Below are 24,611 nucleotides of genomic sequence, written 5' to 3' on the forward strand. Positions count from 1 at the left end.
GATATGGGCGCGTATGCTGGAGCAGAGCACCAGATAAAGGAAATGAATTAAATGTATGTTGTAACTAATAGGGTCTGAACAGAATCACCTGTATGTCCAAGTGTGCGAGGAATTGTGATCGTACTACAACCAGTGTCAACCTTCCTATAATGCCGATAATCTTCTATAATTTCTTTTAATTCTGTTGCGATGTCATTAAGGAAAAGAGGTATTATTTATGGGAAATAAACACATCAGCGCCAGTGAAGCTAAAAAGATTAGTTCTTCAGTGATACCTGATGCAGACAAAACGCTTGATATGATATTTGGAGAAATAAAGCTCCAAGCAAAATTGGGCCAGACATCCTTTATTTATCCTGTCCATGAAAACATTCTTGAGCAAGTGGTCAAGGTTCTAAGGGAATCTGGTTATCGGATTAACTCATCGAAGGCTAATGAGAATAACAAATTTATTATTGAAATTAGCTGGCAGTGAAATAGAATCCGCTTTGTCTTTATTTTACCCTTGAAGCCACCCATTAGTGTGGCTTTTTTTGACAAGATTACCTGAATGTCCAGGTAACGCGGGATTAATGAGACGAATAGGTAGTTGGTATATTGAGCTTGAGTCCAATCTCCTTTATGAGATTGTAGGTATTTTCCTTACTGTTGCCAGCAAGTATTGAGGTGATCTCATTAAGGTTTTGTGCTGCACCAAGAACTTCACCCTTTGATGGTACAAACTTCATACCTAAATAGCTTCTTTTTAGGCTACCAGGCAAGGCTGCATACTTTGCCATTAACTGAGAAGCAGCATCTTTCAAATCGTGGATGGTTTCATGATTAGCTCTGAAATTTGTGATCGTCGCTTGCTCACGTAATAAAAGCGCTGTAATCCTCCCTAATTGTTCTCTGAATGATATATAAGGCTCAATGAATCTTTTTGCGATGAGTTGACCAACAACAAAAACGGTTACGCCGGTCAGAACAGTTACGGCAGCAGACGAACTCATAATTGTACCTAGTGACTGAATCATGGGGGTTATCCTATCTGGAGGGCAACAGCCTGTCTACTGTACAGAAAATGCTGTATGTCCAGTCTGTGCTGGAATTATAATGGCAACCATGATCATCACAGGAAGAACGAGTAACAGATGGTAACTGCGTGGGTGGATGTGGCTGATAATGCCGTAAAAATAGGTTTGGGGTCGTTGTTGACTATTTTAGGGGGGTGGCTGACTCTTAAGCTAACACAAAAGCACGAATTAAAAAAAGAAGCGGCAGTACAGGGATTAAAAGATAAAGAAATAAAAACCAAACGATATGTGGAGTTTCTGGCCTTGTCTCAATCTCTCATGCAAAAATATTTATATGAGCAGTGTGAAGCAAATAACGATGATTATCTTGCCTATCTTCGCATACATAATGAGATAACGATCACGGCAGGTTTAGCCATAAGGAAAGCAGCATTTAAACTCCAGTTTGATGTTTCTACTTTCATTTTCTACAACAAAATACACGACACAGAACTCATTAATGCACTGAGGGATAAGGCTAGAAATTCTGTTTCCATATTTCAGGCTATTGTGAATGAGGAAATCTGCAACGGAAAGTTTGGCACAGCAAGCCAGTAGCGCTGAGCAGAATTACTGAGATGTCCAAGGGAGGCGGGAGTTAACAAGGCTGAGTATAAAAGCCGCTAGCGCGGCTATAGATTATAAATATTATAGTAGGATATAATTAGGACAAGACTGGAAGATAGTAGAGCTCATAAAACACCTGTTTTAATACATCTATATATGACTTGTCTTCAGTTACATATTCATACTCTTTGCCATTTAATTTTATAGTAATTCTTTGGGAAGAAGGTTCGATTGAAAATCTGTCATTGCTAATACCTGTGCACTGAACAAACTCGCGAACACACTCACAAATACTATTGTTTATTTTAGGATTTTCGAGAAGAACATATGCCATATCTTGTGATAATTTCATTGCAAGTTCTTTATTCATTCCAAACTCCTGCATCATAGGTATTGATATTAAAAGCATCTAGAATGATGCTTTTAATATCGAGTATACACGAAACTAAGTGTAACAGTTAGTCTACTGGACAGAAAGTGCTGTACCTTCAGTCTGTTCTCGAATTATGATAAATACTTACTTTAACAGTGCGACTGGCAACAGCTTAAGGCTGTCATGCGATGAAGGATGTTTATGGAACTGGATACTGAATTTCGTCACCCCAATGTTATAGATTTCTTCGACACAACCCTTTTTCACCTTTGTCATTTCACTAAGTCAGATCTTTTTGATTACTCAGCATATAATCAATATACAGAAAACAATATAAAACAAAGTGATAAGCTGATCTCTGATGAAATTTCCAAACATTTTAAAAATAATGATGAAAGTCATCACGAAGATATTATTTGCAGTTACAGTCGGGAATTTCAGGAGTTCGGTGATATTTACCCATCGATGCATCGAAAATCTATGGTTATCGCACTGTACAATTTTTTCGAACACCAGATAAAGACAATGTGCGAGGAAATAAACAAACTGCTTCCGCAGGATAGGTGCGATAAATACTTTAAGAAAATATGCATAAAGCGTTACCGCAGGTTTCTTCGGCGCGAAGCCGGTTTTGATATGAATCAGGGGAGCACCTTGTGGAAACTGTGGGAAGATATGCTTAAAGTGGAGCAAATCCGGCACGTTCTGGTTCACTCCGAAGGAGAGATTGAAAAGCACAGGGCGGAGCGACTGGCTGATATAGAAATCTATTGTAATAGGAAAGAAAATATCAGACTGAACAAACACAAAATTATCATTGATGAGGGCTATGTGGCAGGGCTTATCACCGAACTTATCTCACTGTTTGAGCTACTGGAAAGGCAGGTAAACGTCTTCATCCGTAGATACGAAAGCGAACATGATAGCTACGAAGTTCCGCTTCCGTTGGGGGCATCACACACACCTCTGTGATTATCTGGACAGAATAACCTGAATGTCCAGGTGGCTCGGGAATTAAACTTGGGGCATAAAAAAGGCCACTTTCGTGGCCTTAAATATTATGGATTTGTTAGCTTCTCATTTTCATCAAGCAGGCTTGGGTTTTGGAACCACTTACGGGCTTCATCATAATTGCCAATATCGATTGCCGCCACTACATGTGCCAGAGAGTTCATAGCACTGACTTGAGATAAAGAGCCGTTTATAACCCCCTCGAAAGCAGCATTAATTAGGTTATTAAGGCCGGAGTGATCAGTTTTAGTTAGTTTTTGAGTTGTCACTATTAGTCCATTCCTTTTAATGTTTTATAGAGCAAACAGATTAAAGCCTCCAATACGGCTTTGATTTAAAAACTTTCATTTAGGTGCAGCCCTGTGGTAGCACCTATTCCTTGTCGCGCTTAGCCTGCTGATGTGCATAAAAACTACTCTCACTACGGCAGCTTTCACATTCTAAGTTTTCACTGTCACCGCTAAGTTCGTAGGCATCTAGCAGTCCTTTGCCCGTAAGCGGTTGTTGGCAGTTGTTGTGATAGTCTCCTGGATCAGTAACACCAGAGCAGGTCTGATGCAGGTAAGGATCTATCACGCTCCGTTGCTTGGTGGAAAGCGAGGTATACCCTTTATCAACAGCAAGCTGGGCGATACCTTTCACCATCATTTTTTCATTATCAAAGATGCCGTGCGTGATTTGATGGTGCAAAATCTTTTCGGTTACATCCATAAAACCTCCAGAAAAGTACGAAACAAGCCATCAATGATAACATCTTATCATCAATTTGGTAACATAATTTTATAACTGATAAATTGTAGTCGGAGGCGAAGTTTATGATTAATGTACGCAAGCAAAAAAAACTCATACATGCATTCAGAAACGCTGCCGACACTCATTCACATGCCTGTTTTGATATGCCAAGATGGTTAGAGCTTCGAAGGAAAAAGATTCGCGTTATTACCAGGAAAGAGAAAAGAATTTAAACACCGGCAAATGTCAAGGTGTATATTTTTATAATTATGTCAGAGAGTTAGCAGATAAATTGATCAAAAATTCTATTTCAGATTTATAATCAATAGCAATATTATTGAATAAGACAATTCGAACTATCGATCCTCTCGCTCTAATTATTCAGACATGACTTTTTCCACACTGCCCCCTCCCCATAAAACAGCCCTCTAATAAAAAGGGCTGACTATTTTAATTTAAAATGACTTGTCTAGAGACCAAATATATCATTTAACGCATTGTTTTTTCTCTCTATTAATGCTTTGTTAGAGCTAAAAACATCATGATACAATGCTGAAGTTATATCCATAATCGTTTTCTTTATATGCTCCTTTTTATTTAACCCATCAACAACATCAGATAATTTTGCATAATACATTTTTTTTGTTAATTTATTATCAGGTTCAACACTATCTATACTATAAATAATACCACTCATATTAAACAAGGCTTCAAGATATTCTTTTTTTATGGCTTCCTTTATTAGCAGATCTGTATATAAATTTATTTGCTCACCTTTATAGTGACTTGAAAAAATAAATAGAGGACTTATTGATGAGTTAAACGGACCAATAGATGAAATTCCTCTATGAAATATTTCCTCAGAAGAGAGTTCTTCTTTTTTTACATTATCTGGAAAACTATGCAACTGATAAACAACTCCTTCCATGAGTTCAGTGTATAACTTTTCAACATAAAATTCTTCGTTATCTTTATATTTATCTATTCCATATCTTTCACATAAAGGTTTACATATTAACTCATATGTATTTTCTTTATCTATTTCATATAGATATCTTGCTGTTGCTGATAATTTCGGTTCATTTTGGATACTTTCAAGAATAGCACCCATAAATTGTCTCTTCTTTTCTAACGATAGTGACTTAACATACTCAGCAGCATGATATTCCTGTATCGATTTATGGAGGAAGACATATCTATCATAACCATCCCTTTGGATTAAACATGTGATATCCACAAAGTCATATGCTATATCTTCCGGCCTTGCCTCATTGGCTCCGCACAACGCAAGTGATTGTTTTGTATATTCAAATAATGAAAGCTCAGTAAAATCTTGCTTGTTATCATAAATGGATTTGAAACAAAGGGCACAAAAAACGTTGAATGCTTCCGGGGGAGGAATATCACTTTTCCTTTCTCGTTTGTAGTTCTTTACTTTATCGTGCCTAAAATATAATGTAGTGAATAATTTAGAGTAGAATTCTGTTGCACTATCAGGGATTGAGTCCAGATGTGGATAACAAATATAAAACAGCGTGACAAGCAATGGACAGTTCATTGTCTCGACCAGGCTGGTGTTTCCTTTTAACATATGAAATATTTGTTGTAGCGTGTCTTCTTCAACTTCTTGTGACTCACTCAACTTTTTAAGTATAGACATAATGTCTGATCTTTTTATTTTATTTACTGTATAATTTATTATGTTAGATTCTGTACATATTTCTGTACCACCTCTGCTGGTTGTTATTATTTGGACGCCGTGACGACGATTTAATGAAATTATTTCACTAAGAATATCCATTCTCATTTTTGATGATATTTCATCAAAACCATCAAGTAATAGCAATATATTTCCGCTACTTAACAATGAATTAAGTGATTTTTTATCTGTTTTGATCCCCAACTCTTCAATAATAGACAAGAGAGAATTCTCTATTCCTTTTGCCTCTATTTTACGCAACTCCATGAAGAATGGTATTTTATCTCCATTCTTTATGGACTCTAAAAGGATTTTTCTCAGAATCGTACTTTTCCCTTGCCCAGCAAACCCTATTATATTTGTTATGTTGTTATCAGATAAAAGGAATTTATCATCCACCTTGATATTTTTACCTTCTCTATGTATAGTCAATGGATGATATATTGAATTAAGCATTACATCATTTTCAGAACTATGTATTGTCCTCATTTTCATAGCTCTAGATATATGTTTCACGATGTAATCACTCTGAATATCCAGTGATAATAATTGCTCTACAATAGAGCGTCCTCCTGTATATTCTTTCATCCAATTTTTTGAAAGAACTTTTTGAAAGATAAGTTTGGCTGATTCACTTATGCCTATTCTTAATATTTCAGCGGTAATTGGGTCCATACAATCATACCTTATGTGTTTGACGGAGAACGCACCTAAAAGACATTCAGATTTTTTGAATTATATCTTGGAGGTTTTCAGTTCAGTTGAAAGTATCGTTTGGGATGAGAAATTCATCAATAGAACGCCCGGCTTTCAACGCTTCATTAATCGGTTTTGGCGCACGTCCACGACCAGACCAGTATTTCGTTTCACCATTTTCTTCAAATTGATACTTGGGTGGCGCTTTTGGTAACGTTTTTTTACGTGATTTTGGTGCTTCTTCGGGCAGACCAAGCAGTTCTTCCGGTGAGAAACCCTCTCCGGCGATTAACTGAAGCAGTTCCTGACGTTTCCGTTCACGCTCTGCTCGTTCAACCGCTTCACGTTCAGCATCTTCACGACGTTCTTCAATAACAACGTTGAGCTTTTCCTGCATTTCGAGCAACTGCTCAAAATCAATCTCACGGGCAAACACACGCAATGAACGAATATTCATCATAGTCCGGCTGATAATGCCGTATTCATCTTCTTTAGTCAGTTCGCTCATAATTAATCCTCTTGTTTAGTGGACGTACTTCCAGACGCCGGAAGGAACCTTATCATAAAGTTTATTCATAACCAGTTCTGCGCGGCGATGGTCTGCGGCAGAATAAAATGCCTCTGATTCTGATAAAGGCAGCTTGTAACGGTTAATCTCAATAACTTTTTCAAGAGTATCTCTTGATGTACATTTTCTTAACTGAAAAAGCCATTCCTGCTTTGTTTTCACTTCTTAGCCCTTACCGGAAAACCCAGCTTCCCTGTTTTCTTATCCTCAAGGACAAGAACTGTATCATACGTTCCACCACTTTTCTTTTTAAATCCCTTAATCAAATCAGTTTTCCCTGATTTAACCAGTTTTTCGGCCTGTGCCTGGGTGATTTTCTTACCAGAAAACTCACTCCATATTTTAAATTCACATCCGGTACAGAAATAACCTTTCGGTCTGATAACAATATGTCTACCACAGGAAGGGCAGGGAGAGTCCAGGCGTTGAAACTGCCCTGCTGGCGCAGCGGGTTCAATCTTCATCTTGTCCAGGTCAACATCAGAAATCATGCCTGTCAGTTCACCGTACAGATCATTAATAAACTGTTCAACCGTCAGGTCGCCATTTTCAATGGCAGCCTGCTTTTCAGACCATAATGCTGTCATATCAGGATTAACCGCTATACCAGGCAGGGCATCAATAATCGCATATCCGGTATCAGTAGGAATAAGTTTCCCTTTTTCCAGCGTGATATAGTTTCTCTTCTTCAGCGTTTCCAGAATGGCAGCGCGGGTAGCTGGCGTACCAATACCGCCATGTTCATCTTTTTTGTCTTTATCCTTATCCTTCAACAATTTTTTAATCGTTGGATCAGTGACAAAATCCGCGACACGAACAAGCGCAGCAAGCAAGGAGGCTTCGGTGAATAACGGCGGCGGTGTTGTTTTCTTCTCATTAACAACAACTTCTTTTGTCGTCAGTGTTTCTCCTGTGCGAATTTTACAGAGCAGTTCAAAAGCGGAATCATCATTATCTTCTGATTCACCTAAGTCTGTGGTTTCCGCGCCAAGAAACGCCTCAAATCCGCTGTCAGTTGTTTTTCTGGCACGGGCATAGAACGACTCATCACCACACTGAATGGCAACCGATACTTCCTGGTATGCTTTTTCAGGCATGAACTGAACAAGATAGTGTTGTGCGATCGCCAGGTAAACATTGCGCTCGTCGGTGCTGAGTGCGTTAACATCAGGCACACTGGCGGTCGGGATTATAGCAGTATGCGCAGTCACCTTTGCACTGTTAAACGCTTTGCTTTTACGTGCAAAATCAATATCCAGCGACTGAGGAAAGACTGATTTCAGGGCATCGATAACCTGCGGCGCTTCGCTGAATTGTTCATCAGAAAGATATGAGCAATCAGAGCGGTTATAAGTAATCGCTTTATATTTTTCACGTAATTGTTGCGTAATATCCAGCGTTTTTTGTGCCGTCATTTTGAACTTTTTGTTCATGTATTGCTGGAGTCTGACCAGGTTAAACGGCAACGGCGCAGCCGTTTTTTTATCATCAGTTGCTGCCGCTTCAACTGTAGCCGGTTTTCCTGCAAGGGATGCTGCCGTTCCGTCTGCCCACGCTTTATCAAGTAATTTACGGTCTGTCAGCGGAGCAAATTCCCCTGGCTTCCAGTTCGCCCTGATAACATCAGCACCACGCTGAAAGACTCCGGTCATGGTGTAGTAAAAACTGGATTTATGGTTCTGGTTAGCACGGGTACGATTCACAATCAGGCCAAGAACGGGCGTCTGGACGCGCCCGACAGACAGAACACCCTGATATCCTCTGGCTTTTGCAGGAATGGTGTAAGCACGCGTCATGGAGAAGCCATAGACGGCATCAGCAACTGAACGCGCCAGCGCCTTAAGGTAAAGCCCTTTGAAATCACGATTATCTTTAAGATTTGCCAGTGCCTTTTTCACTGCCGGAAGCGTGTTGTCGTTAATCAGAACGCGCTTTACGGGTTTTGTGTTTCCTGCATATTCCAGGACTTCATCAACAAGTAGCTGTCCCTCATCATCAGGATCGCCAGCGTGAACAATTTCAGTCACGTCTCCACGTCTGATAAGTTCGAGAATCGTTTTAACCTGTTTTGCTGCACTTTCAACAGGCTGATACTTCACGGGATAAAGACGTAAAGGAAGCGTTTCAACCTTCCAGGCTTTGTATTCAGGATTATAGTTTTCCGGCGGTTGTGATTCGATAATATGACCAAAACAGTTAGTCACAATGGCGTTATCACTTTCAAACCAGCCATCATGGCGGGTAAAATTGCCACCAAGTGCCTTAACAATATCATTTGCTACTGCGGGTTTTTCTGCAATAAAAAGTCTCATTTTATTATCCTTTAAATAACTAATGCACTTTCAATAGATGGTTGTTTTTTGAATAAAGAGAAGTCCGTTTTTAATCGTTCAGACTGAATAGTGTGAAGTAAAAGACTTTCCTCTCTGGATAGAAGGAAGTCTCCCCATTCGAACTCTTCCCACATATCATGGCTGTTTTCACCAGGTTTATTTAATAAAGATTCCATTTTTGGCTGAATTCTGGCTGGAGGATTATTTTCATAAGCTGAATGCACCCTGTCACTCCACTTATCAAAAGAACCATTTAAGAGAATTTCCTGTGATACCATATCAAAATCATCATCTTCTATATAGGTATTGACCCGATGATATATTAACCCCATATCTTCAATATCCCAGGTGTATATAGTAGTAAACCATCTTAATTTTTTATCTGTTTGCAAAACAAGGCCATTAACTGACTTTCTTCCTTTTCGCATTCCAACCCATAAACATTTATTAGGCCACGGTCTGCCTACAGACAATGATTCACTATCAATTATAAAATCAAGTTCAGGTATGGAAATGATTTTAAGGCTACATTTATTAGCCATGCGATGAAAAAGTTTAGGAACAATATGCAGATACATAGTGGTTTCCTTTATCTCATTTTCAAGTCTGGACTTATTACCAAAAAATTACTAACACCCTTCGGTTGTTCAACCCCGCAAAATCCAGATTAAAATCTGGAATCTGCGAGGTTATCATTGATGATTACTTACAACCTTCTGACCAGCCAATACGATTCATGGCTGGAGAACAATCAGATTTAACTAATTTACCTTTCATCCATTCAGCTTGTTTTTTCCCCGCATCGGTATTCTCATAGCTTTGTCTTTCCATATTACTTGCACCAGTTTTCTGACTGTTAGCCGAGTTCTGTTTTGCAAAAGCAGAAAAGGTTGTCAGTGACAGAATCATTGCATAAACCAATGGTTTCATTTTTATCTCCTTTCACATAGATAATTTATTACCAGCCACCCGCAAAACCTGCACCAAGAACAGTGTTATGAGATGAATCCCATGAAACATTAAGGCGCACGTTTGTGTTTAATGACGTTTTATATTGAATGCCTGCTGCAATCGCATTTCCATTCTGATAATTACCAACACCAATACCATATGAGAAACTATTTTCAGCAACATACGGGATTGATGATATTGCTATTACACCTGCAATACCGGCATTAAGGCGTTTTTCCGCACGTTCAATTTTACTGTTTAATTGTTCGAACCGCTGATTTGACTGATTGCTTAACTGACTGAATCGGTTATCTGTATAGTTATTCGCATTTTGTTCAGCTTTATCGGCTGCATTTTGAGCATACTGTATGCTTTGCTCATATTTTTCATTGGTATAACTGATACCTTGTTGATATTTCTTATCCGTATAGTTGTTTGATGTGCTGATTGCCTCATTTTTTGCATTGTTGATATTGGTATTCAGCTCTGTTTTCGTGTCACTGATTTTATTGTCAGTGTAGCTATTTGATGAACTGATCGCGTCGTTCTTCGCCTTGTCAATACTGGCATTCAGCTCCGTCTTCGTGTCACTGATTTTATTGTCAGTGTAGCTATTTGATGAGCTGATCGCGTCGTTCTTTGCCTTGTCGATACTGGCGTTCAGTTCCGTTTTCGTATCACTGATTTTATTGTCAGTGTAACTGTTGGATGAACTGATCGCGTCATTCTTCGCCTTATCAATATTGGCGTTCAGTTCCGTCTTCGCATCACTGATTTTGCTGTCGGTGTAGCTGTTCGACAAATTGATCGCGTCATTCTTCGCACTATCAATATTCGTATTCAGTTCATTTTTAGCATCTGTAATTTTATTGTCTGTATAGTTGTTTGCGTTCTTTTCTGCCGCTTCGGCTTTTTCTGCCGCATCCTGGATTGCCTGGTTAGCTGTCGATTGAGCATTTTGAGCAACCGTATTAGCAGAGTTCGCTGTATTTTGCGCCGTATTCGCTGTGTTCTGTGCATTTTGGGCCGCTGAATTAGCCTCATTTGCTGTTGCCTGAGCTTTATTCGCGGCTGTTTGCGCGTTTTGCGCAGTAGACGCAGCAGTATTCGCGACAGACTGCGCATTTTGGGCTGTAGAAGCAGCACCATTTGCAACATTTTGAGCATTCTTTGAGTTTGACAGCGCACTATTGGCTATGCCTTTTACACCATCAACACAATCCGAAATATTAAGAGTTTCCTTGTTACCTGTAAGGTAATACTCACAATCTGCATATGCACTACCAGCAGATAAGCACAATAAAACAGCTATAATAGATTTGGTTACTTTCATTTCTAACCTCAGTGATTGTAACTAATCATCACATTCCGTTGGCGCGGTATGTGATACTTGCAGTCCCCTGATACCCGTTGGCGCGGGTATCAGGTTTTAATCAGCCTCTGACGCGACCAAACTTACTCATGATCAGTGAGATTGCAGCCGGGTCTGCAGTTGAACACTGATTTAAAAAATTCTTACGGAGATCAAATGTTTTACCCCAGCGGATTTTCCCCTTTTTCTTTTCAACATTTTTAAAAAAATCCTTTTCTGCACTACTGCACTCACTCCCTCCGCTACTACCGACAGCTTTACCATAAAGACAAAAAACGGATTTACAGGGATCAGCCGCATACGTTGGCGCTGTAAACAAGGACACAGTAAAAAATACGATTAGACTTTTGCATATCTTTTTCATGGTAACCTCTGAACATTTATTCTTGACAGATAAATTTCAACATAGTCATTATTCAACCATCTTTTTAGTGGCTGATATTCAATAACACCTGTTGCACCATTTTTTCTTAGCCAGTCTTTCGCTGACCAGTAACTATCAAAAGAAGATGTCCTTACAACTATTTTTTCAGAATGGGCAACGGCATAAAAAACAGAATCATCGTAAAGACGGTTTTCTGGTTTAAAATCAGGCAACACCTTACTCCATGAGGAATTTATATTATCTGATTTAATAACACCGGATGTTGGTGTCCAGTTCATTATTTGTGTATTCATAACTTCAGGCCGTTTTTCCCATTCAACCTGTGGCGGTTCAGGTGGAGAGGAACAGGCTGTGAGGACAAGAATACTGATCATAAGTATTTTTTTCATAGCAAAACCTCAGACTCCAGCTCTCCTACGGAGAGCATTTTTTCTTTTGACGGATATTTAAGCCCTTTCACACCAAATATTTTTTTCGTCTTATTTAGTTCCATCGTCAATGATGCCAGTTTAGGACTGACCTTCATTAACCTGTCCATAAAATACGGATCAAGGTAATAAAGTGCCTTTTCTGCTTTAACAGGGTTCTCCCCCTTCAGGATGATAAACTCTTCTTTAAAGTCCAGCGTTCCCAGTTCCTGTGGAAGTACCAGTGCTCTTCGGGCTTCACTTTCTGATTCGCCCTGTGAAGTTGATCGTCCCCGGCTCTTGCTTGTGCTCTTTGATGTAGTGGTAATATACCCAAGTTTTTCTGATATCTTCGCGGCATCATCCTCTTCGCTGACAGCATAGATAATACGGCAGGGATGAGCACTCATCAGTGTTTTGGCTCCCTCAATACCATAGATTTCATTTAGCTGACTGATATTCTGATAAATTGTCAGCAGTTTAAGTTTGAAACCTGCAATATACCCTGATCCCTTTTTAATAATTGGCATATAACCAATCGAAGGGAACTCATCAAGAAACATCAGGCAGTCATGTTTCAGGGTGGGATCAAAATCAGGATTTTCACGCAATGTCACTTCAACAACGAAGTTGAAAAACAGGTTCAGAAAATCGTAAGCCAGAGATATATCTTCCGCATTAACACCGACATAAACAGTGATATCTTCCCGTCGCAACTGACGGAGATCGAAATCATTACCATCAGTACATTTACGAACGGTTGGGAGATAAAACAGGCTCATTTTCTTACGGAAAGAACCATCAATGCTTGAACGCTGCTCATCTTCCGTTTCGTGATATTCCCTGATTTTGGTCAGGGCATCACGCAAATGATACAACGCGTTTTCATCAAGCCCGTTTGTTCCCTCCAGTTCTTCTCGCTTACTGAGTATCAGTTCCCGGTCAATATTGCTGTACAAGTCGACGACAGAACCGATTGAGAAAACGGGTTTAAGCCCGAACTCATTAAGCCAGGACGGCTCATAGTTAATAAAGAAATGAAGCAACTTAGCCAGTCCTGTCCAGTATTGACCCGCAAGATTATTAAAGTGCGCTTCTGCCCCTGTCATGCCATAAGACGGAAACAGAATTTCAATCAGTTTAAGCAGATCCTTAGCCCCACTCTCCGCTTTTAAATCAATATAGAAAAGGGGATTAAACTGGTGTGTTTTACTGTTGAAAGGGTCGAGCAGATAAACTTTATTACCCAGCAGTATTTCACGCACCTTACTGGTGATTTTCCACAATTCCTGTTTTGGATCTAACGCAATCAGAGAGTGTTTTCTGACCAGAAGATTAGGGATACCAATGGCGGCACCTTTACCTGCGCGGGTTCCTGCGCCAAGTGATACAAAATCTGGTGCGGTATACCACAGGTATTTACCTTTATATGCCCCGACGAGAATATCAGTATCGTTTTCTTTCTCCCATTTCAGAAGTTTCGATTTTCTTAAATCATTATCACTGGCAAACTTCGCGTCACCATAAAGAGCAACATCCGTTTTATTCAGTTGCCAGATAATAAAAACAGGCACGATGAGAGACGAAACCATACCTGATAAAAGAGAGGGGATAGCGGTTAACCTGATATCTGTCCGTATATTACTCTCTGTTATTATTCGCCACAGGAGCATGGAATCAAAATTTTTCCATATATAAAGCGGCGTTTTTCCGTTCAGGAAGTAAACAGCAACAGAACCAGTATAATATGTCACGAGACACATAACCAGACCGATAAAAGCCCACTGGCCTTTATCGGGGAGTTTTAAAGACATAATCACTCCTTCAGTTTTCTGAAATAATCATCAAAATGAAGTTGTTTGTAGTAAATACCGGAAGCGAAACGAAAATCTTCATCATCAAGGTATTTAATACTCATGATAATATCAATATTACTCAGTACACGTCTCAAAATGACATTGAATGGTAAATTCTGACATTCAGGATTCATATAACATCGCTGGACAATCCCAAGCACGGCATATTCAGGGCTGTTTTCATGAACAGTAGAGACGTTTCCTTCATGGCCTGAACTCGATGCTTTCAGAAAATCCCATGCCTCAGCGCCCCTGATCTCCGTCATCAGAATCCTGTCCGGGTTCATACGATAACAGGAACGCAGAAGGCTCGCTGAGGTAACAACCTTACTCTCACCCTCTGCCGGATAGTAAAGTTTTACATGGTTCTTATGGAATCTGAATCTGGCCTCATCAGTATCTTCAATAGAAATACACCGCAGATGATGCGGTATATATTCCAGACAGGCATTTGCAAAGGTGGTTTTACCTGACCCCGTCCCTCCACAGAACACTATTGTTTTTCCCTGACGCAGTGATTCAGGTATAACCCGTTCAAAATATCCGGAAGTGATTAAAGCAGAAATATTATCTTCCATAACGGAGTCACCACTTAAACCACTGACGCGTGAATAAAACCCCTGTTTTATAAATTTGTCATGACTGATAAAAATACCTGACGGCTTACGGATTGTTATAGAAACAGTATCTTTTTCTGTTGCCGGAGGGATCACAACCTGAACACGTTCTCCACCCGGAAGCGTGGCAGAACGCAGGGGATATTCAGGAGTCACAGAACCGCCGTCATGAAAATCGGCCAGTGTGGATGCAAAAGAAAGACAATCACTGTAACTCATCTTTTGTTCATACCATTGCCACTTTCCCCTGACCTTTATAAATATTTCTCCTGGTCGGTTAACAGCAATTTCCGTGACACCCTCAATCTCATTCAGCCAGTGATAAAAATAATCGTTGACCACATCATAAATCAGATGTCTGTTTTCGTTATTCACATTAACCCCCTTTCATTTTCAGTTTATAAATACCTGAAAAATCCAGATCCTGACCGACAATCAGAGTAATAATTTCTCCCTGATTTTTATAAAGCGTTGGCGGGATATTCACACTATTAGAAAATGCTTCGCGTGCTATATCAGCAAAAGCCTGGCGGCTGTTAGCTGTATAGTCCGTCTGACTGTCCCTGTTATTCTGAGCAATACCACTGGCCGCCTGACTTAAATCCGGTATCATCCCGACCATCATTGCACCAAGAAAACGTTCACTGAAATGAGTGTCAATCCAGCCAGAAGCACCGGCTTCGCCTAACGCGCCAGCCGCCTGTGAGTCAACCAGGGGAATATCAATAAAAGGCTTACTGCGGGTACGTAGCTTGTAAGCCATAACAAACACACGCCCTTGTCCATGATTTAAAGACCCGGCCTTATACATCAGTTTTGCGGCGGTTCCTCTTTCGATAAGTTTTACATTGCCGCTGGCGCTGTATATATCGCTGTTGATCGTACATTCCAGTTTCCCCGCCAGATCAGAAACAAAACGCCTGTCCAGTGAGCAGGGAATTGCTCTTCCTTCCGGGATAAACAAATTTGGGTCATACGGTAGCTTCGTTATTTTCGCCAGTGGTACAGATTCGGTAGTCTGCGCGGTTGCTTTTACTTCATCCTTTTTATCGCTTTCTGGCTCACTGGCCGCAGTATGTGAGGCTGACGTTTCCGCTGAACTGCGGCTGTTTCCCGCCAGGCTGCCATCAAGAGAAACGTCAAGTGCACGGCTGAAACTCTGCTGTTTATTTACCGGCGGTTCAGTCTTTTCAGAAGAAATGACTTTTTCTTCCTCAGGTTTCTCTGTTTTTTTCTGGGCGGTATTAAAAGGATCGATATCTTCGCTCAGTCCGGTCTGACGTTTAGCCGCTCCGGTTGCAAGCGGCTGACTTGCGGGTTTCTCATCCCCTGACGACACAGAACGGATAATGGACGGGATATAATAAACAGAAACACCGGCAGCAAGCAGAAGAAAACCCACGACGAGGATAATCATCCCTTTACGTGACTTTTTAAGTTTTTCAATACCAAGCTGCAATGCTGGCTTGCCAGGCTCTTCTACCGGAGTCTTCCCGGCCTGTTCCAGTTCTTTCTGTCTGCGTTCCCGTAGCTGCTGTTCAATTTCGGTTGCAGTCGGGATTTTATTTTCCTGTTCAGTCACTGGATCACCTCTTTCTTAACATCCGGGGATACCGTATCTCCGGCTGGTAAACGTACTTTTCCGAAGCCCTGGTTCTCAATCCCCACCACCTGCTCACCAAGACGTAAAACAAAACGCTTATCTACCGGTACGCCAACTACCGTAAAACTCCCGCTCTGTTTAACCACAGGATCGGTAAGTGTCTCCTGTGTACCGTTCATCACAGTGATGCTGGGAATTTTCTTTAACGGACTGAAGCCAAACCAGGTATAACGGCCATCGTCATATGCATAATCAGGGCTGATATCCTGGCTGCCTTCAGCAACCCGCTTCCAGTACTGCCAGTTACGGGGCGATTTCGCATTTTCCAAGGAACGGTTGATTGCCTGCTCCTCCTGGCGTCTGGCAAGAGCCTCTGTGCGTTTCTTCTCAATTTCGGCCTGTTCCTTCCGGCGTTCCTGCGGATACTGGTAATTCACCACAAACGCAATTTTCTCCGGCTGTCGGAACGTTCTGGCGTTCAGCTCCATGCTGTAATTACGTTTCGTGGTGCGAACAAACAGATTCGTTCGCCAGCGTTCAAGCTCATTTTCCGGGTCAAGAGCAACACTGACGGATTCAGAAGAGGTATTACCGTTTTCATCCGTATTATTTTTCTGAACAGTCTGTTTAACAGGACGAACTTCCAGATATACCAGGTTATCTTCTTTATTAACCGCCCATCCCTGCGGAAAACCGGTTCTGGCACTGATAACTGTTTCATCTTCATCAAATACCAGTGTGGTGGTGTATCCAACGGCACTGTTAATTATGGTGGTATTATTGGGGTTATAACTGACAATCTGATTGCGTGGGTCAAAGCGACTGCCTGAAGGAAGAACAGCAGCATGACAGACGTGCGCCGCCATCAGAAGCGTCATAATTAACGCTCCTTTATTCATTTTCATATTATTAACCTCTGGCTTCTTTATCGCGAACGTAGCTTGTTACAACGAACTTAAGAGGATTGTTATTACGTTCCCCGGACACCATTTCAACCTGCGGTTCGATACGATAAGTCAGGCGAACATTCCAGAACTCCTGGCGGGTTTGTCCGGTAGCAACATCCCTGATGGTCAGACGAAAACGAATATACGCACCGATATCTTTATCATCTGCCCGTGACGAAGGTGAAATTATGACAGATGGATTATCCTGAACCATTGCCGTTTTTTCTGCTTTGTTATAAACAAGTTTTGGTGCCTGTTCACTGTTAAATAATGCGTTATAATCTGTCGCGACATTCTCCGCGCTGTAAGCCATTACATAATCATAATCATGCTGGAGACTAAAAAAATTATAACCTTCACGATGTTTTATATACTGGGTGATAAAATATCTGGCAATGGCTTCGTTTTCAGAAAGATTTTCTTTTTTAACGGAAGTCAGACGTTCAGCCACACCTGTAACCTTATCGATAAGGTAGGCATCAACAACCGTTGTTTTCAGTGGTAATGCTGCATTTAATGCAAGTAAAGACAGCCCACCAATTAACATGCCTCCGATACCACCGAATTTATAAATACGATTCATTCTCTCCTGTAGTGCAATGTTTTTTTCTTCAAACGAAACTGATGAGTCAGTAACGTCTTTTTTATTTTTAAATCCGGGAAGTTTAAATTCCATTTTGCATTACCTCAGCAGAATTAACAGGTTCGCTTTTCCCGGAAACGGGCGGTAGTTTATGTGACGCCTGACAACCAGCGAGACAAAGCATCACGAAAGCCACAACAAGTAGTTTCATAATATGAACACCTGTATAACAGATTAATATTTACAGAAGACTCAGTCTGAACAAAGAAAATAGATCGCGACAAGCCCGTTAATTATGAAAAGAACATTTAAAATGGTATCAACACTCATAATTAAATCACCCTCCATACATTTTCTTTGCCCTCTCAATAGCTGCCTGACGAAGCTTTTTGGCACCAATATTAACGCCCTGTCCGGCCAGGTTAGCGGTCTTACCCGTTATTCCCGGAGACTGACCAAACCCGCCTTCCTGACGACGCAGACCTTTCCATGCACCAATACCGGCATTTCTGCCCATACCAAGTGCGCCACGCGCCATACGGGATGCACCGAAAACGCCAGCACCAATCCCCATAGCGGCTGCGCCCTGCATGGCACCTTCAACACCCACACCTGCAATCTGTGAAGCATAACTTTTCGCCTGCCAGATAACAAAGCCCATAAACAAGCCCGAAGCCAAAGCTGTAGCCCCAGCCTGAAGTAAGTCCTGTTTATCTGACGCAATAGTTACACTCAGAATTACATTTAGTTGCCATGTACCAGCCCGTAACGCTAGTGCTCCAAAGAGAAATATTAATAACGAACTGAAGTTAAGCTGCAACCAGCTATTAAACATTTGCCTGAGGAAGCCAAAAGCGATACATAAAACAAATATAGGGGCTGTAACAGATAACAACAGGAGCGTAATTTCGGCAGAAAAAAACACTATTGAGCATAATAACAATGCTACTATTCCACCGAAATATACAAATAAAGAGGATAAACCGCCGGCAATTGGAACAGTAGATGTATCTTTATCCCAAATAACCTTTGCAACTTGAATTACTTTTGTCCAAAGTTGATCTATCCACAACCAAGGATCACCTCCTGCAAGACTTTCTCTTAGTCCATCGATTGCATTTGTTGCAGATATCAGCATACCTCCAGAGTTTTTTACGAAGAGCAATATCACATAAAACTTACATACATTCCAGATAAAATCAGGAACAGGCGATTGCTGTTTGCGAACTAAAACAGTAAACGCATACCACAGCACATATATAGAAACACCACATTTACCTAATTCATAAGCAATAGATGAATATTCATTTAATTTTCCAGCAACAGTTTTATTTAGTATATCAAAGATAACCTGATGAGTTGTTTGGAAAAAATCAGATTCAAATCCTGGTACGCCTCCTGCCGGAGCAGGAGACGTTACATTACCGGAAAAATCTGACCCAGCAGGAATTCCAGTAACCAGCCCCATATTTTACCTCATTTCTTATTATCTTCTTTAAAAAATTCACTTTGTTCTTTCTCCATCTTTTTGAATGCATCTTTAAAAGATGGGGGAGTTGCGTGTAACTGTTGATAACGAAAGTTGGCCTCTTTCACATTTCGGCAATTCTGGCTATCACTTCCTGTTTTCTTACATTCGATTTCTTTTTTTAAAGATTCATCGTGGTGCTCCTTCCACCAATCAACCGATTTTGTTTCTTCAAAACATCCAGAAAGACTAAAAACAGATATAATGACAAGGCCAGCAGTAGCGATACTTTTCATTTAATCATCCTCATATGATTTCATTGCCATATAAGCTTTTCTGTAAGAAGGTGGCACGGCTTCACGTTGCTGTTTTCTGAAAGCTGCCTGAGCCATCTTCTCTTTATATTCTGCAAGATCTCGCTGCTTATCGCGATACATTTGATACTGAAATTTGAGCTTCTCGAACTTCAGTTGTTCAAGTGCAACAGCGTTTGTTGCATCCTGCGTGGCCTTCGTATCCTTCGCATTTTTGACTTGATCAATAAGGTCTTTCATCGTCTGGTTGTCCTGACGAAGCTTGCTCTCCAGCTTGTTACCGTATTCCACACTTGCCAGTTGAGAAAGGAACGTCGCTTCACATCCCCGTACCAGGTCGCCGGAATATCCCAGGTTCTGGCAGGTATCCGTTACTTTGTAATCTGACAATAACGATTTGGCCTGTTCCGATAACGCCCCTTCAGGATTTTTAATGTAATCGTCAATAAAAGCATTCCCCTGATCATAAATCTGCATCAGTTCCTGACTCACTGACTGTGCGGACTGCACCAGTCCCTGCACATCACGGATACCCGTTTTTGACAGCAGCTCCTGTTTGTACGCATTTATCTGATTTTCGTAATGTTTTACCGTTTCCGCCCATTGCTTAAGGCGTTCTGTCCATCGTCCGGCTTCAATCGCCCATTCAGGGTTGGCGTCGATGGCAACAGGTATCCCTGCCTGAGCGCCGGAAATAACAATCAGTGAAGCGACGAATGCCGCCATAATTTGCTTTTTCATTGGTGATTCCTCAAATCAGGTTCGCCTGTTCCAGATAGGTATCAAGCCACTCTTCCGGCTTCATTCCTTCTTTCCAGATTTCATCGAACAGTTCTAACTGGGGTTTTGATGCACTGAGAACCGGTAAGTAATACGCTGCTTTTCCCAGCTCCAGTCTGGCAAAAGCAGCAAAATCATCACTTTCACCTTTCCTCTGTGGGTTCTTAACAACAAGGAACTGGCGGGACAACGGATCGATAGCTTTAATTTTGTCAAAATAAAGCTCCCTGACCTGCAAACCATCAACATATTCACTACGTTTGGCTTTCGGGTTTGCCAGATAGATATGAGTGGCGCATTGCTCACGAACCGCTGCCGCAATGGGTGATTTAATCAGTTCATCCGGTGACTGTGTGGCTACGACAAGCACCATATCGAGTTTACGTCCGGTTTTCAGCTTGTTGTAAACAAAGTCCCTGAACGCTTCGTTATTGATCCATTGCCAGAACTCATCCATGTAGATAAGAAGCCTGCGACCATCGGCCAGCATAGTGACCCGATAGATGAGATAGAATGAAGCAGCACTGGCCAGCACCTTATTATCCAGGAACTCCGTTCCATCAATACCGAAAACATCCAGGTTATCGACATCAAACGTGTCTTCCCGATTGTCGAACACCCAGCCAAACTCTTCCCCCTGCGTCCACGGCTTAAGACGGGCTTTAAGTCCATGACGTTTGGTTTCAGTATCATCCGGCTCCTGGATAAGAGGCCGTAGTTTACTGATAGGATAAGAGCGATCTGACCGTTGCATAAGACGTTCAACCGCATCTGAAATCAGGCTGTTCTGGTAATCATCGAGCGGCTCACTGTTGAGAGTACAAAGCAGCCTCACCAGGTCCTTCATAAAAGCGATATTACGTTTTGTTGGCGGCAGTGCGGCAGGATTCCAGCCTGTCGGCTCTCCCTCCTTCACCCGGTAATAAGATCCCCCCATTGCCCGTATACCGACTTCACCTGCCCGGTCTTTATCGAAAAAAACCGTGGTCAGTTTTTTCAGTTTTCTGTTTGCAGGGAATGATTCCGGCGTACCGAACTGCTGGGCGGCAAATGCTTTTGTCATCAGTAATACGGTTTTACCCACGTTAGACGTACCGAGAATTTCGGTATGCCCCAGCGTCGGGTTCTTACCGAAGAAATTCTGATGTTCAGTCGTCATATGGTAATTCAGATGGTAGATATCATTACCTGACCCCCGGAGAGTAATCAGTTTTTCCCCCCAGGTATTTCCTTTTTCTTTTCCTGAAAAGAAATTATGAAAACTTTCCATTTCGGCAAAATTAAGACTACTGAGGGTACTCAGACGAGGGCGAAGCGTATAATTTCCTGGTAGTTGAGCAAAATAAGCTGCACCAAGACTCAGTGTTGAATAAGTGACAATCAGCCCCAAATCTTCCAGAGTGGAAGTCACGATATTGGTATCTTTCACCAGACGCTCCGGTGAATCCGCAAAGACAACCAGAGTCTGATGCGATTTCCCGAAAGAAATATATCCACTGGAAACCATATCCAGTCCGACTTTCAGATCTGCCAGCAAAGATTTGGCAGCATCATCTGTCATTTCCAGCTTATCGATCTGATCATCCAGCGCCTTAATCGCTGACTGCTTATCCATCGCAGTAAAGGACGATGTCACGACATACTCAACGGGGAGATACATCAGAGCATCCAGAATACCGGCATCCGTCTCCTGAAAATAATCCTTAATCTCTATGCAACGAAAATACCGGGCATGGTCTGACGCGGTAATTTGTCCGGCATCATTACCAAAGAACAGGTCTTTTCCTCCCAGATATGTATAAAACGGACTACTGCTAACCCTGACCTTTTGCCATCGACCAGAAAGCAGATACTGGAACAGAGATAACTGATCTGAATAAACAACCCCATGATCTTCATAAAGCCCAAGACGTCGGGAATGAAAACGGGACAGATAGGTATTCAACCTGTCACAAATTTCATTCATTTCATTAACAGGCTCTTTAAAGATATCTTTTTGTTTTTTACTGCGTGAAAAGAAATGTGTTACTTTATCTTCCGTAGTAAAAGGTTTAAAACAAATCGTCAGAAATAATTTATTCTCGAAAAATTCAGACTGAGGGAATGACTCGTAATAATCATTCATTACTCTGTTCACAAAAGGAATTTTACTGTTAAATACTGGTCTGACGCCCTTTTTACACCTGATACGATGAGGATAAAGCGTAACAGATTTCCCTTCAAAGCTACGTATAAGCGTATTAAGCTGATCTGTCAGAATTGACAAATCTTCAGAATCAACACACTCAAAGTAAGCACCGTCTATCTGCCAGGTTGCCAGCAAATCCCGGTTTTTTGTAACGATAATATTATCAGTGATATGTGAAGAGTACGGAATTAACTCTTCAACAGAAGACTGGTCTTTCAGCTTCATAAAGTTATCCACTTTTGAAATATCAACTTCGTTGTACTGGCTCCCCGCGTAATGGACTGCGCTGAATCGCTTGTTTGATAAAGGATGCCCTTTGACAAGAGTTCTCAGATACAGAAGGTCAAAAAAGCGTTCATCAAACTGTGTTACACGCCTGATGGCATACCAGCCAGGAAGAATGAGGGCATACATAGCCTCATGAATCCAGACACCAAGCAGAACACAAATAATGCACATTCCAAGAAAGGGGTAGAGCGGAACGCCCAGCCCCCTTATTAAAGCAGGGCGCGTAAGACCTTTAAAAAGAGTACTCATAGTGCGCCCATCCTTTAATTACGCAAGCCAGTCAGGAATATATGGTGCGACAATAAAGATGATAATTCCGATAACAAGTGGGACTATCCATGAGGTATGTTGACGAGAAAATATCGCAATATACCCAATAACAAGAGCAATAATTGTAATTGCAGGCTTACGAATATCCGTTAAAAAATCAATTATTTTCTGTAAAAAACCAGTTGTCTTCGTAGACACATCATCCGCAAAAGCAGGTTCTGCAACACAAAGCATCAACACAGCCATAAATAGAGAAAGCGTTAAATAACGTTTATTCAGATTTAATTTCAACATCTTTTGTTTCCTTTTCATTTGATACAGTGCCACGCATGGCGTATTGAGGATATATAATGATTTCTTCAGGTGTGATAGTCGTCTTATTCTCATTTTTAATCATTTCCTTTACAGAAGGAACAATAAAACTTTTTTTATTATCAGGAGGGCTAAATCCTATACGTTGTACATAACTTGTATTATTAAATTCAGGTTCTGGCTTTACTCCTGTTTCTGGATTGCCGGAATAATAGCAACTCAGCCCACGCACTAAGTCGCCACCTCGTTTATAACAGTCAACCAGTATTTTTTCTGATACCTTAAGATTTTCGCATGGATCAAACATTTTCTCTGCTGTTGTACCAAACTTTGCAAAATTGGTACTCGTTATTTGCATAAGTCCTACAGAGTAACGATGATTCCGTAATTCAATGTTTTTAACGATCTTAAGTGCTGCCTCCTTTGATTCAGGAAAGTAAGATACTACGCCTTTATCACCAGGTTTGCGTTTAACCTTTGGTATTATTTCCGCAATCGCATATGGGTTAAAACCTGATTCAACCCTGGCGACTTCGTGCGTTGTGTCGGGATGAACGCTGGCAGCGCATTGCATGGCAAGCACAAGAAAAGTAGAAGTAGATAACATAAATATTCCACATTCAGAACACCGGGGGCTATCACTCGTCAGGAATATCAGCCCCATGAATAAGTTCTTTCATCGCCTGAGATTTGTATTTTTTAATAAGATACTGAACAAAACCAGAATCAGAGATACGTCGCCCCCTCTTGAAACTTATTTCAATTGCAATTTTTTCAACTTCAACACGAACTTCTGTAGGAAGGTAGAGTACATTGCGTTGCGGTTTCCGCTTTCCTGTTATAGCTGTCATTTTTTAACCTGTCGTATTTTCTGTTACACACATAGTCGGCAAAGACTTGTCCACGCTTTGAAGCGTCTGCAAGGAGAAGTATTTTTGCCAGACAGGAGTTATTCATCAGGCTTAAATTCATCGAAAAAATCTTCTCCTGCTCTTTTACTTCATTTATGACACTCAGAGGAACTTCAGCAGGATATTCACCAAAACTGACCAGTCCATAAACATTTTTCATCCGGGTAAAGCAGGATGGATGTACAACCTCAAAATCCAGAAGAACGAATACATAACCGGGAAACATTGGCATGATTTGTCCCCTGTATTAGACTGGCCCCCTGAATCTCCAGACAACCAATATCACTTATTTAAGTGATAGTCTTAATACTAGTTTTTAGACTAG

At 41.0% G+C, this 24,611-nt stretch carries 29 protein-coding genes; 3 read left to right on the forward strand and 26 right to left on the reverse strand.

Going from position 1 to position 24,611, the window contains the following annotated elements; all coding sequences use genetic code 11:
- Window positions 1–217: 217 nt before the first annotated feature.
- Window positions 218–475, forward strand: coding sequence for a hypothetical protein (locus BEB54_RS23740; protein WP_074568666.1), 258 nt, complete (start codon window positions 218–220; stop codon window positions 473–475).
- Between the two features lie 94 nt (window positions 476–569).
- On the opposite strand, the gene BEB54_RS23745 is transcribed toward BEB54_RS23740, so the two are convergent.
- Window positions 570–1,016, reverse strand: a complete 447-nt coding sequence (locus BEB54_RS23745) for a hypothetical protein (protein ID WP_000616196.1) — start codon at window positions 1,014–1,016, stop codon at window positions 570–572.
- Between the two features lie 117 nt (window positions 1,017–1,133).
- On the opposite strand from BEB54_RS23745, the gene BEB54_RS23750 reads away from it, so the two are divergent.
- Complete coding sequence (locus BEB54_RS23750; RefSeq protein ID WP_074568665.1) at window positions 1,134–1,613, forward strand: peptidase M14; 480 nt, start codon at window positions 1,134–1,136, stop codon at window positions 1,611–1,613.
- A 106-nt stretch (window positions 1,614–1,719) separates the two neighbouring features.
- Here BEB54_RS23750 and BEB54_RS23755 read toward each other — a convergent pair whose 3' ends face one another.
- Complete coding sequence (locus BEB54_RS23755) at window positions 1,720–1,992, reverse strand: hypothetical protein (protein ID WP_094029486.1); 273 nt, start codon at window positions 1,990–1,992, stop codon at window positions 1,720–1,722.
- A 204-nt stretch (window positions 1,993–2,196) separates the two neighbouring features.
- Here BEB54_RS23755 and BEB54_RS23760 point away from each other — a divergent pair, with 204 nt between their 5' ends.
- Window positions 2,197–2,967 carry a hypothetical protein gene (locus BEB54_RS23760; protein WP_000418053.1) on the forward strand — a complete coding sequence of 257 codons (771 nt, stop codon included), beginning with the start codon at window positions 2,197–2,199 and terminating at the stop codon, window positions 2,965–2,967.
- 86 nt (window positions 2,968–3,053) lie between these two features.
- On the opposite strand, the gene BEB54_RS23765 is transcribed toward BEB54_RS23760, so the two are convergent.
- The 24 genes from BEB54_RS23765 to BEB54_RS30010 all read right to left on the reverse strand — a co-directional run bounded on the left by BEB54_RS23765 (window position 3,054) and on the right by BEB54_RS30010 (window position 24,518).
- Complete coding sequence (locus tag BEB54_RS23765) at window positions 3,054–3,275, reverse strand: hypothetical protein (RefSeq protein ID WP_077888054.1); 222 nt, start codon at window positions 3,273–3,275, stop codon at window positions 3,054–3,056.
- Window positions 3,276–3,378: 103 nt separating this feature from the next.
- Window positions 3,379–3,717, reverse strand: a complete 339-nt coding sequence (locus tag BEB54_RS23770) for a hypothetical protein (RefSeq protein ID WP_074568662.1) — start codon at window positions 3,715–3,717, stop codon at window positions 3,379–3,381.
- Window positions 3,718–4,207: 490 nt separating this feature from the next.
- The gene (locus BEB54_RS23775; protein WP_074568661.1) at window positions 4,208–6,112 is read right to left on the reverse strand and encodes an NACHT domain-containing protein; all 1,905 of its coding nucleotides are present in this window, start codon (window positions 6,110–6,112) and stop codon (window positions 4,208–4,210) included.
- Between the two features lie 82 nt (window positions 6,113–6,194).
- Entirely contained in the window at window positions 6,195–6,641 is a 447-nt protein-coding gene (locus BEB54_RS23780; RefSeq protein ID WP_097721784.1) for an H-NS histone family protein, read from the reverse strand.
- Between the two features lie 15 nt (window positions 6,642–6,656).
- Complete coding sequence (gene hha, locus BEB54_RS23785) at window positions 6,657–6,863, reverse strand: hemolysin expression modulator Hha (protein ID WP_000850859.1); 207 nt, start codon at window positions 6,861–6,863, stop codon at window positions 6,657–6,659.
- The gene (locus tag BEB54_RS23790; RefSeq protein ID WP_097721786.1) at window positions 6,860–9,013 is read right to left on the reverse strand and encodes a type IA DNA topoisomerase; all 2,154 of its coding nucleotides are present in this window, start codon (window positions 9,011–9,013) and stop codon (window positions 6,860–6,862) included. Before BEB54_RS23790 ends, hha begins: the two co-directional genes overlap by 4 nt.
- Before the next feature lie 11 nt (window positions 9,014–9,024).
- A complete protein-coding gene (locus BEB54_RS23795) occupies window positions 9,025–9,612 on the reverse strand; it encodes a DUF6012 family protein (RefSeq protein ID WP_097721788.1) in 588 nt (195 codons plus the stop codon).
- 124 nt (window positions 9,613–9,736) lie between these two features.
- Window positions 9,737–9,964: a hypothetical protein gene (locus tag BEB54_RS23800; protein ID WP_000803716.1), complete on the reverse strand. Its 228-nt coding sequence runs from the start codon at window positions 9,962–9,964 to the stop codon at window positions 9,737–9,739.
- A 28-nt stretch (window positions 9,965–9,992) separates the two neighbouring features.
- Window positions 9,993–11,318, reverse strand: coding sequence for a YadA C-terminal domain-containing protein (locus BEB54_RS23805; protein ID WP_097721790.1), 1,326 nt, complete (start codon window positions 11,316–11,318; stop codon window positions 9,993–9,995).
- Between the two features lie 100 nt (window positions 11,319–11,418).
- On the reverse strand, window positions 11,419–11,721 hold the full coding sequence (locus BEB54_RS23810; RefSeq protein WP_094029491.1) for a TrbM/KikA/MpfK family conjugal transfer protein: 303 nt from the start codon (window positions 11,719–11,721) through the stop codon (window positions 11,419–11,421).
- Window positions 11,718–12,131, reverse strand: coding sequence for a cag pathogenicity island Cag12 family protein (locus BEB54_RS23815; RefSeq protein WP_074568604.1), 414 nt, complete (start codon window positions 12,129–12,131; stop codon window positions 11,718–11,720). The genes BEB54_RS23810 and BEB54_RS23815 overlap by 4 nt, the downstream gene beginning before the upstream one ends.
- A complete protein-coding gene (locus BEB54_RS23820; protein WP_000053820.1) occupies window positions 12,128–13,963 on the reverse strand; it encodes a type IV secretory system conjugative DNA transfer family protein in 1,836 nt (611 codons plus the stop codon). The genes BEB54_RS23815 and BEB54_RS23820 overlap by 4 nt, the downstream gene beginning before the upstream one ends.
- 2 nt (window positions 13,964–13,965) lie before the next feature.
- Window positions 13,966–14,997, reverse strand: a complete 1,032-nt coding sequence (virB11, locus tag BEB54_RS23825) for a P-type DNA transfer ATPase VirB11 (protein WP_074568605.1) — start codon at window positions 14,995–14,997, stop codon at window positions 13,966–13,968.
- Between the two features lies 1 nt (window position 14,998).
- On the reverse strand, window positions 14,999–16,204 hold the full coding sequence (gene virB10, locus BEB54_RS23830) for a VirB10/TraB/TrbI family type IV secretion system protein (RefSeq protein ID WP_033552217.1): 1,206 nt from the start codon (window positions 16,202–16,204) through the stop codon (window positions 14,999–15,001).
- Window positions 16,201–17,130, reverse strand: a complete 930-nt coding sequence (locus BEB54_RS23835) for a TrbG/VirB9 family P-type conjugative transfer protein (protein WP_094029493.1) — start codon at window positions 17,128–17,130, stop codon at window positions 16,201–16,203. Before BEB54_RS23835 ends, virB10 begins: the two co-directional genes overlap by 4 nt.
- 4 nt (window positions 17,131–17,134) lie before the next feature.
- Entirely contained in the window at window positions 17,135–17,848 is a 714-nt protein-coding gene (locus tag BEB54_RS23840; RefSeq protein ID WP_000394614.1) for a type IV secretion system protein, read from the reverse strand.
- 244 nt (window positions 17,849–18,092) lie between these two features.
- Window positions 18,093–19,223 (reverse strand): type IV secretion system protein, encoded by a 1,131-nt coding sequence (locus BEB54_RS23845; RefSeq protein WP_105282302.1) that lies wholly within the window; start codon window positions 19,221–19,223, stop codon window positions 18,093–18,095.
- Window positions 19,224–19,231: 8 nt separating this feature from the next.
- Window positions 19,232–19,519: an EexN family lipoprotein gene (locus BEB54_RS23850; protein ID WP_000835347.1), complete on the reverse strand. Its 288-nt coding sequence runs from the start codon at window positions 19,517–19,519 to the stop codon at window positions 19,232–19,234.
- Window positions 19,520–20,278: a type IV secretion system protein gene (locus BEB54_RS23855; protein WP_000744200.1), complete on the reverse strand. Its 759-nt coding sequence runs from the start codon at window positions 20,276–20,278 to the stop codon at window positions 19,520–19,522.
- Window positions 20,279–20,288: 10 nt separating this feature from the next.
- Window positions 20,289–23,042: a VirB3 family type IV secretion system protein gene (locus BEB54_RS23860; RefSeq protein ID WP_032351244.1), complete on the reverse strand. Its 2,754-nt coding sequence runs from the start codon at window positions 23,040–23,042 to the stop codon at window positions 20,289–20,291.
- A gap of 18 nt (window positions 23,043–23,060) precedes the next feature.
- Window positions 23,061–23,357: a TrbC/VirB2 family protein gene (locus BEB54_RS23865; protein ID WP_123055230.1), complete on the reverse strand. Its 297-nt coding sequence runs from the start codon at window positions 23,355–23,357 to the stop codon at window positions 23,061–23,063.
- Window positions 23,335–23,982 (reverse strand): lytic transglycosylase domain-containing protein, encoded by a 648-nt coding sequence (locus BEB54_RS23870; RefSeq protein WP_097721794.1) that lies wholly within the window; start codon window positions 23,980–23,982, stop codon window positions 23,335–23,337. Before BEB54_RS23870 ends, BEB54_RS23865 begins: the two co-directional genes overlap by 23 nt.
- Before the next feature lie 31 nt (window positions 23,983–24,013).
- Complete coding sequence (locus BEB54_RS23875; protein ID WP_097721796.1) at window positions 24,014–24,226, reverse strand: hypothetical protein; 213 nt, start codon at window positions 24,224–24,226, stop codon at window positions 24,014–24,016.
- Window positions 24,156–24,518 carry an actX protein gene (locus BEB54_RS30010; RefSeq protein ID WP_105282303.1) on the reverse strand — a complete coding sequence of 121 codons (363 nt, stop codon included), beginning with the start codon at window positions 24,516–24,518 and terminating at the stop codon, window positions 24,156–24,158. Before BEB54_RS30010 ends, BEB54_RS23875 begins: the two co-directional genes overlap by 71 nt.
- Window positions 24,519–24,611 lie beyond the last annotated feature (93 nt).

Source organism: Escherichia sp. MOD1-EC6021, from assembly GCF_002965245.1.
GTDB lineage: Bacteria > Pseudomonadota > Gammaproteobacteria > Enterobacterales > Enterobacteriaceae > Escherichia > Escherichia coli_F.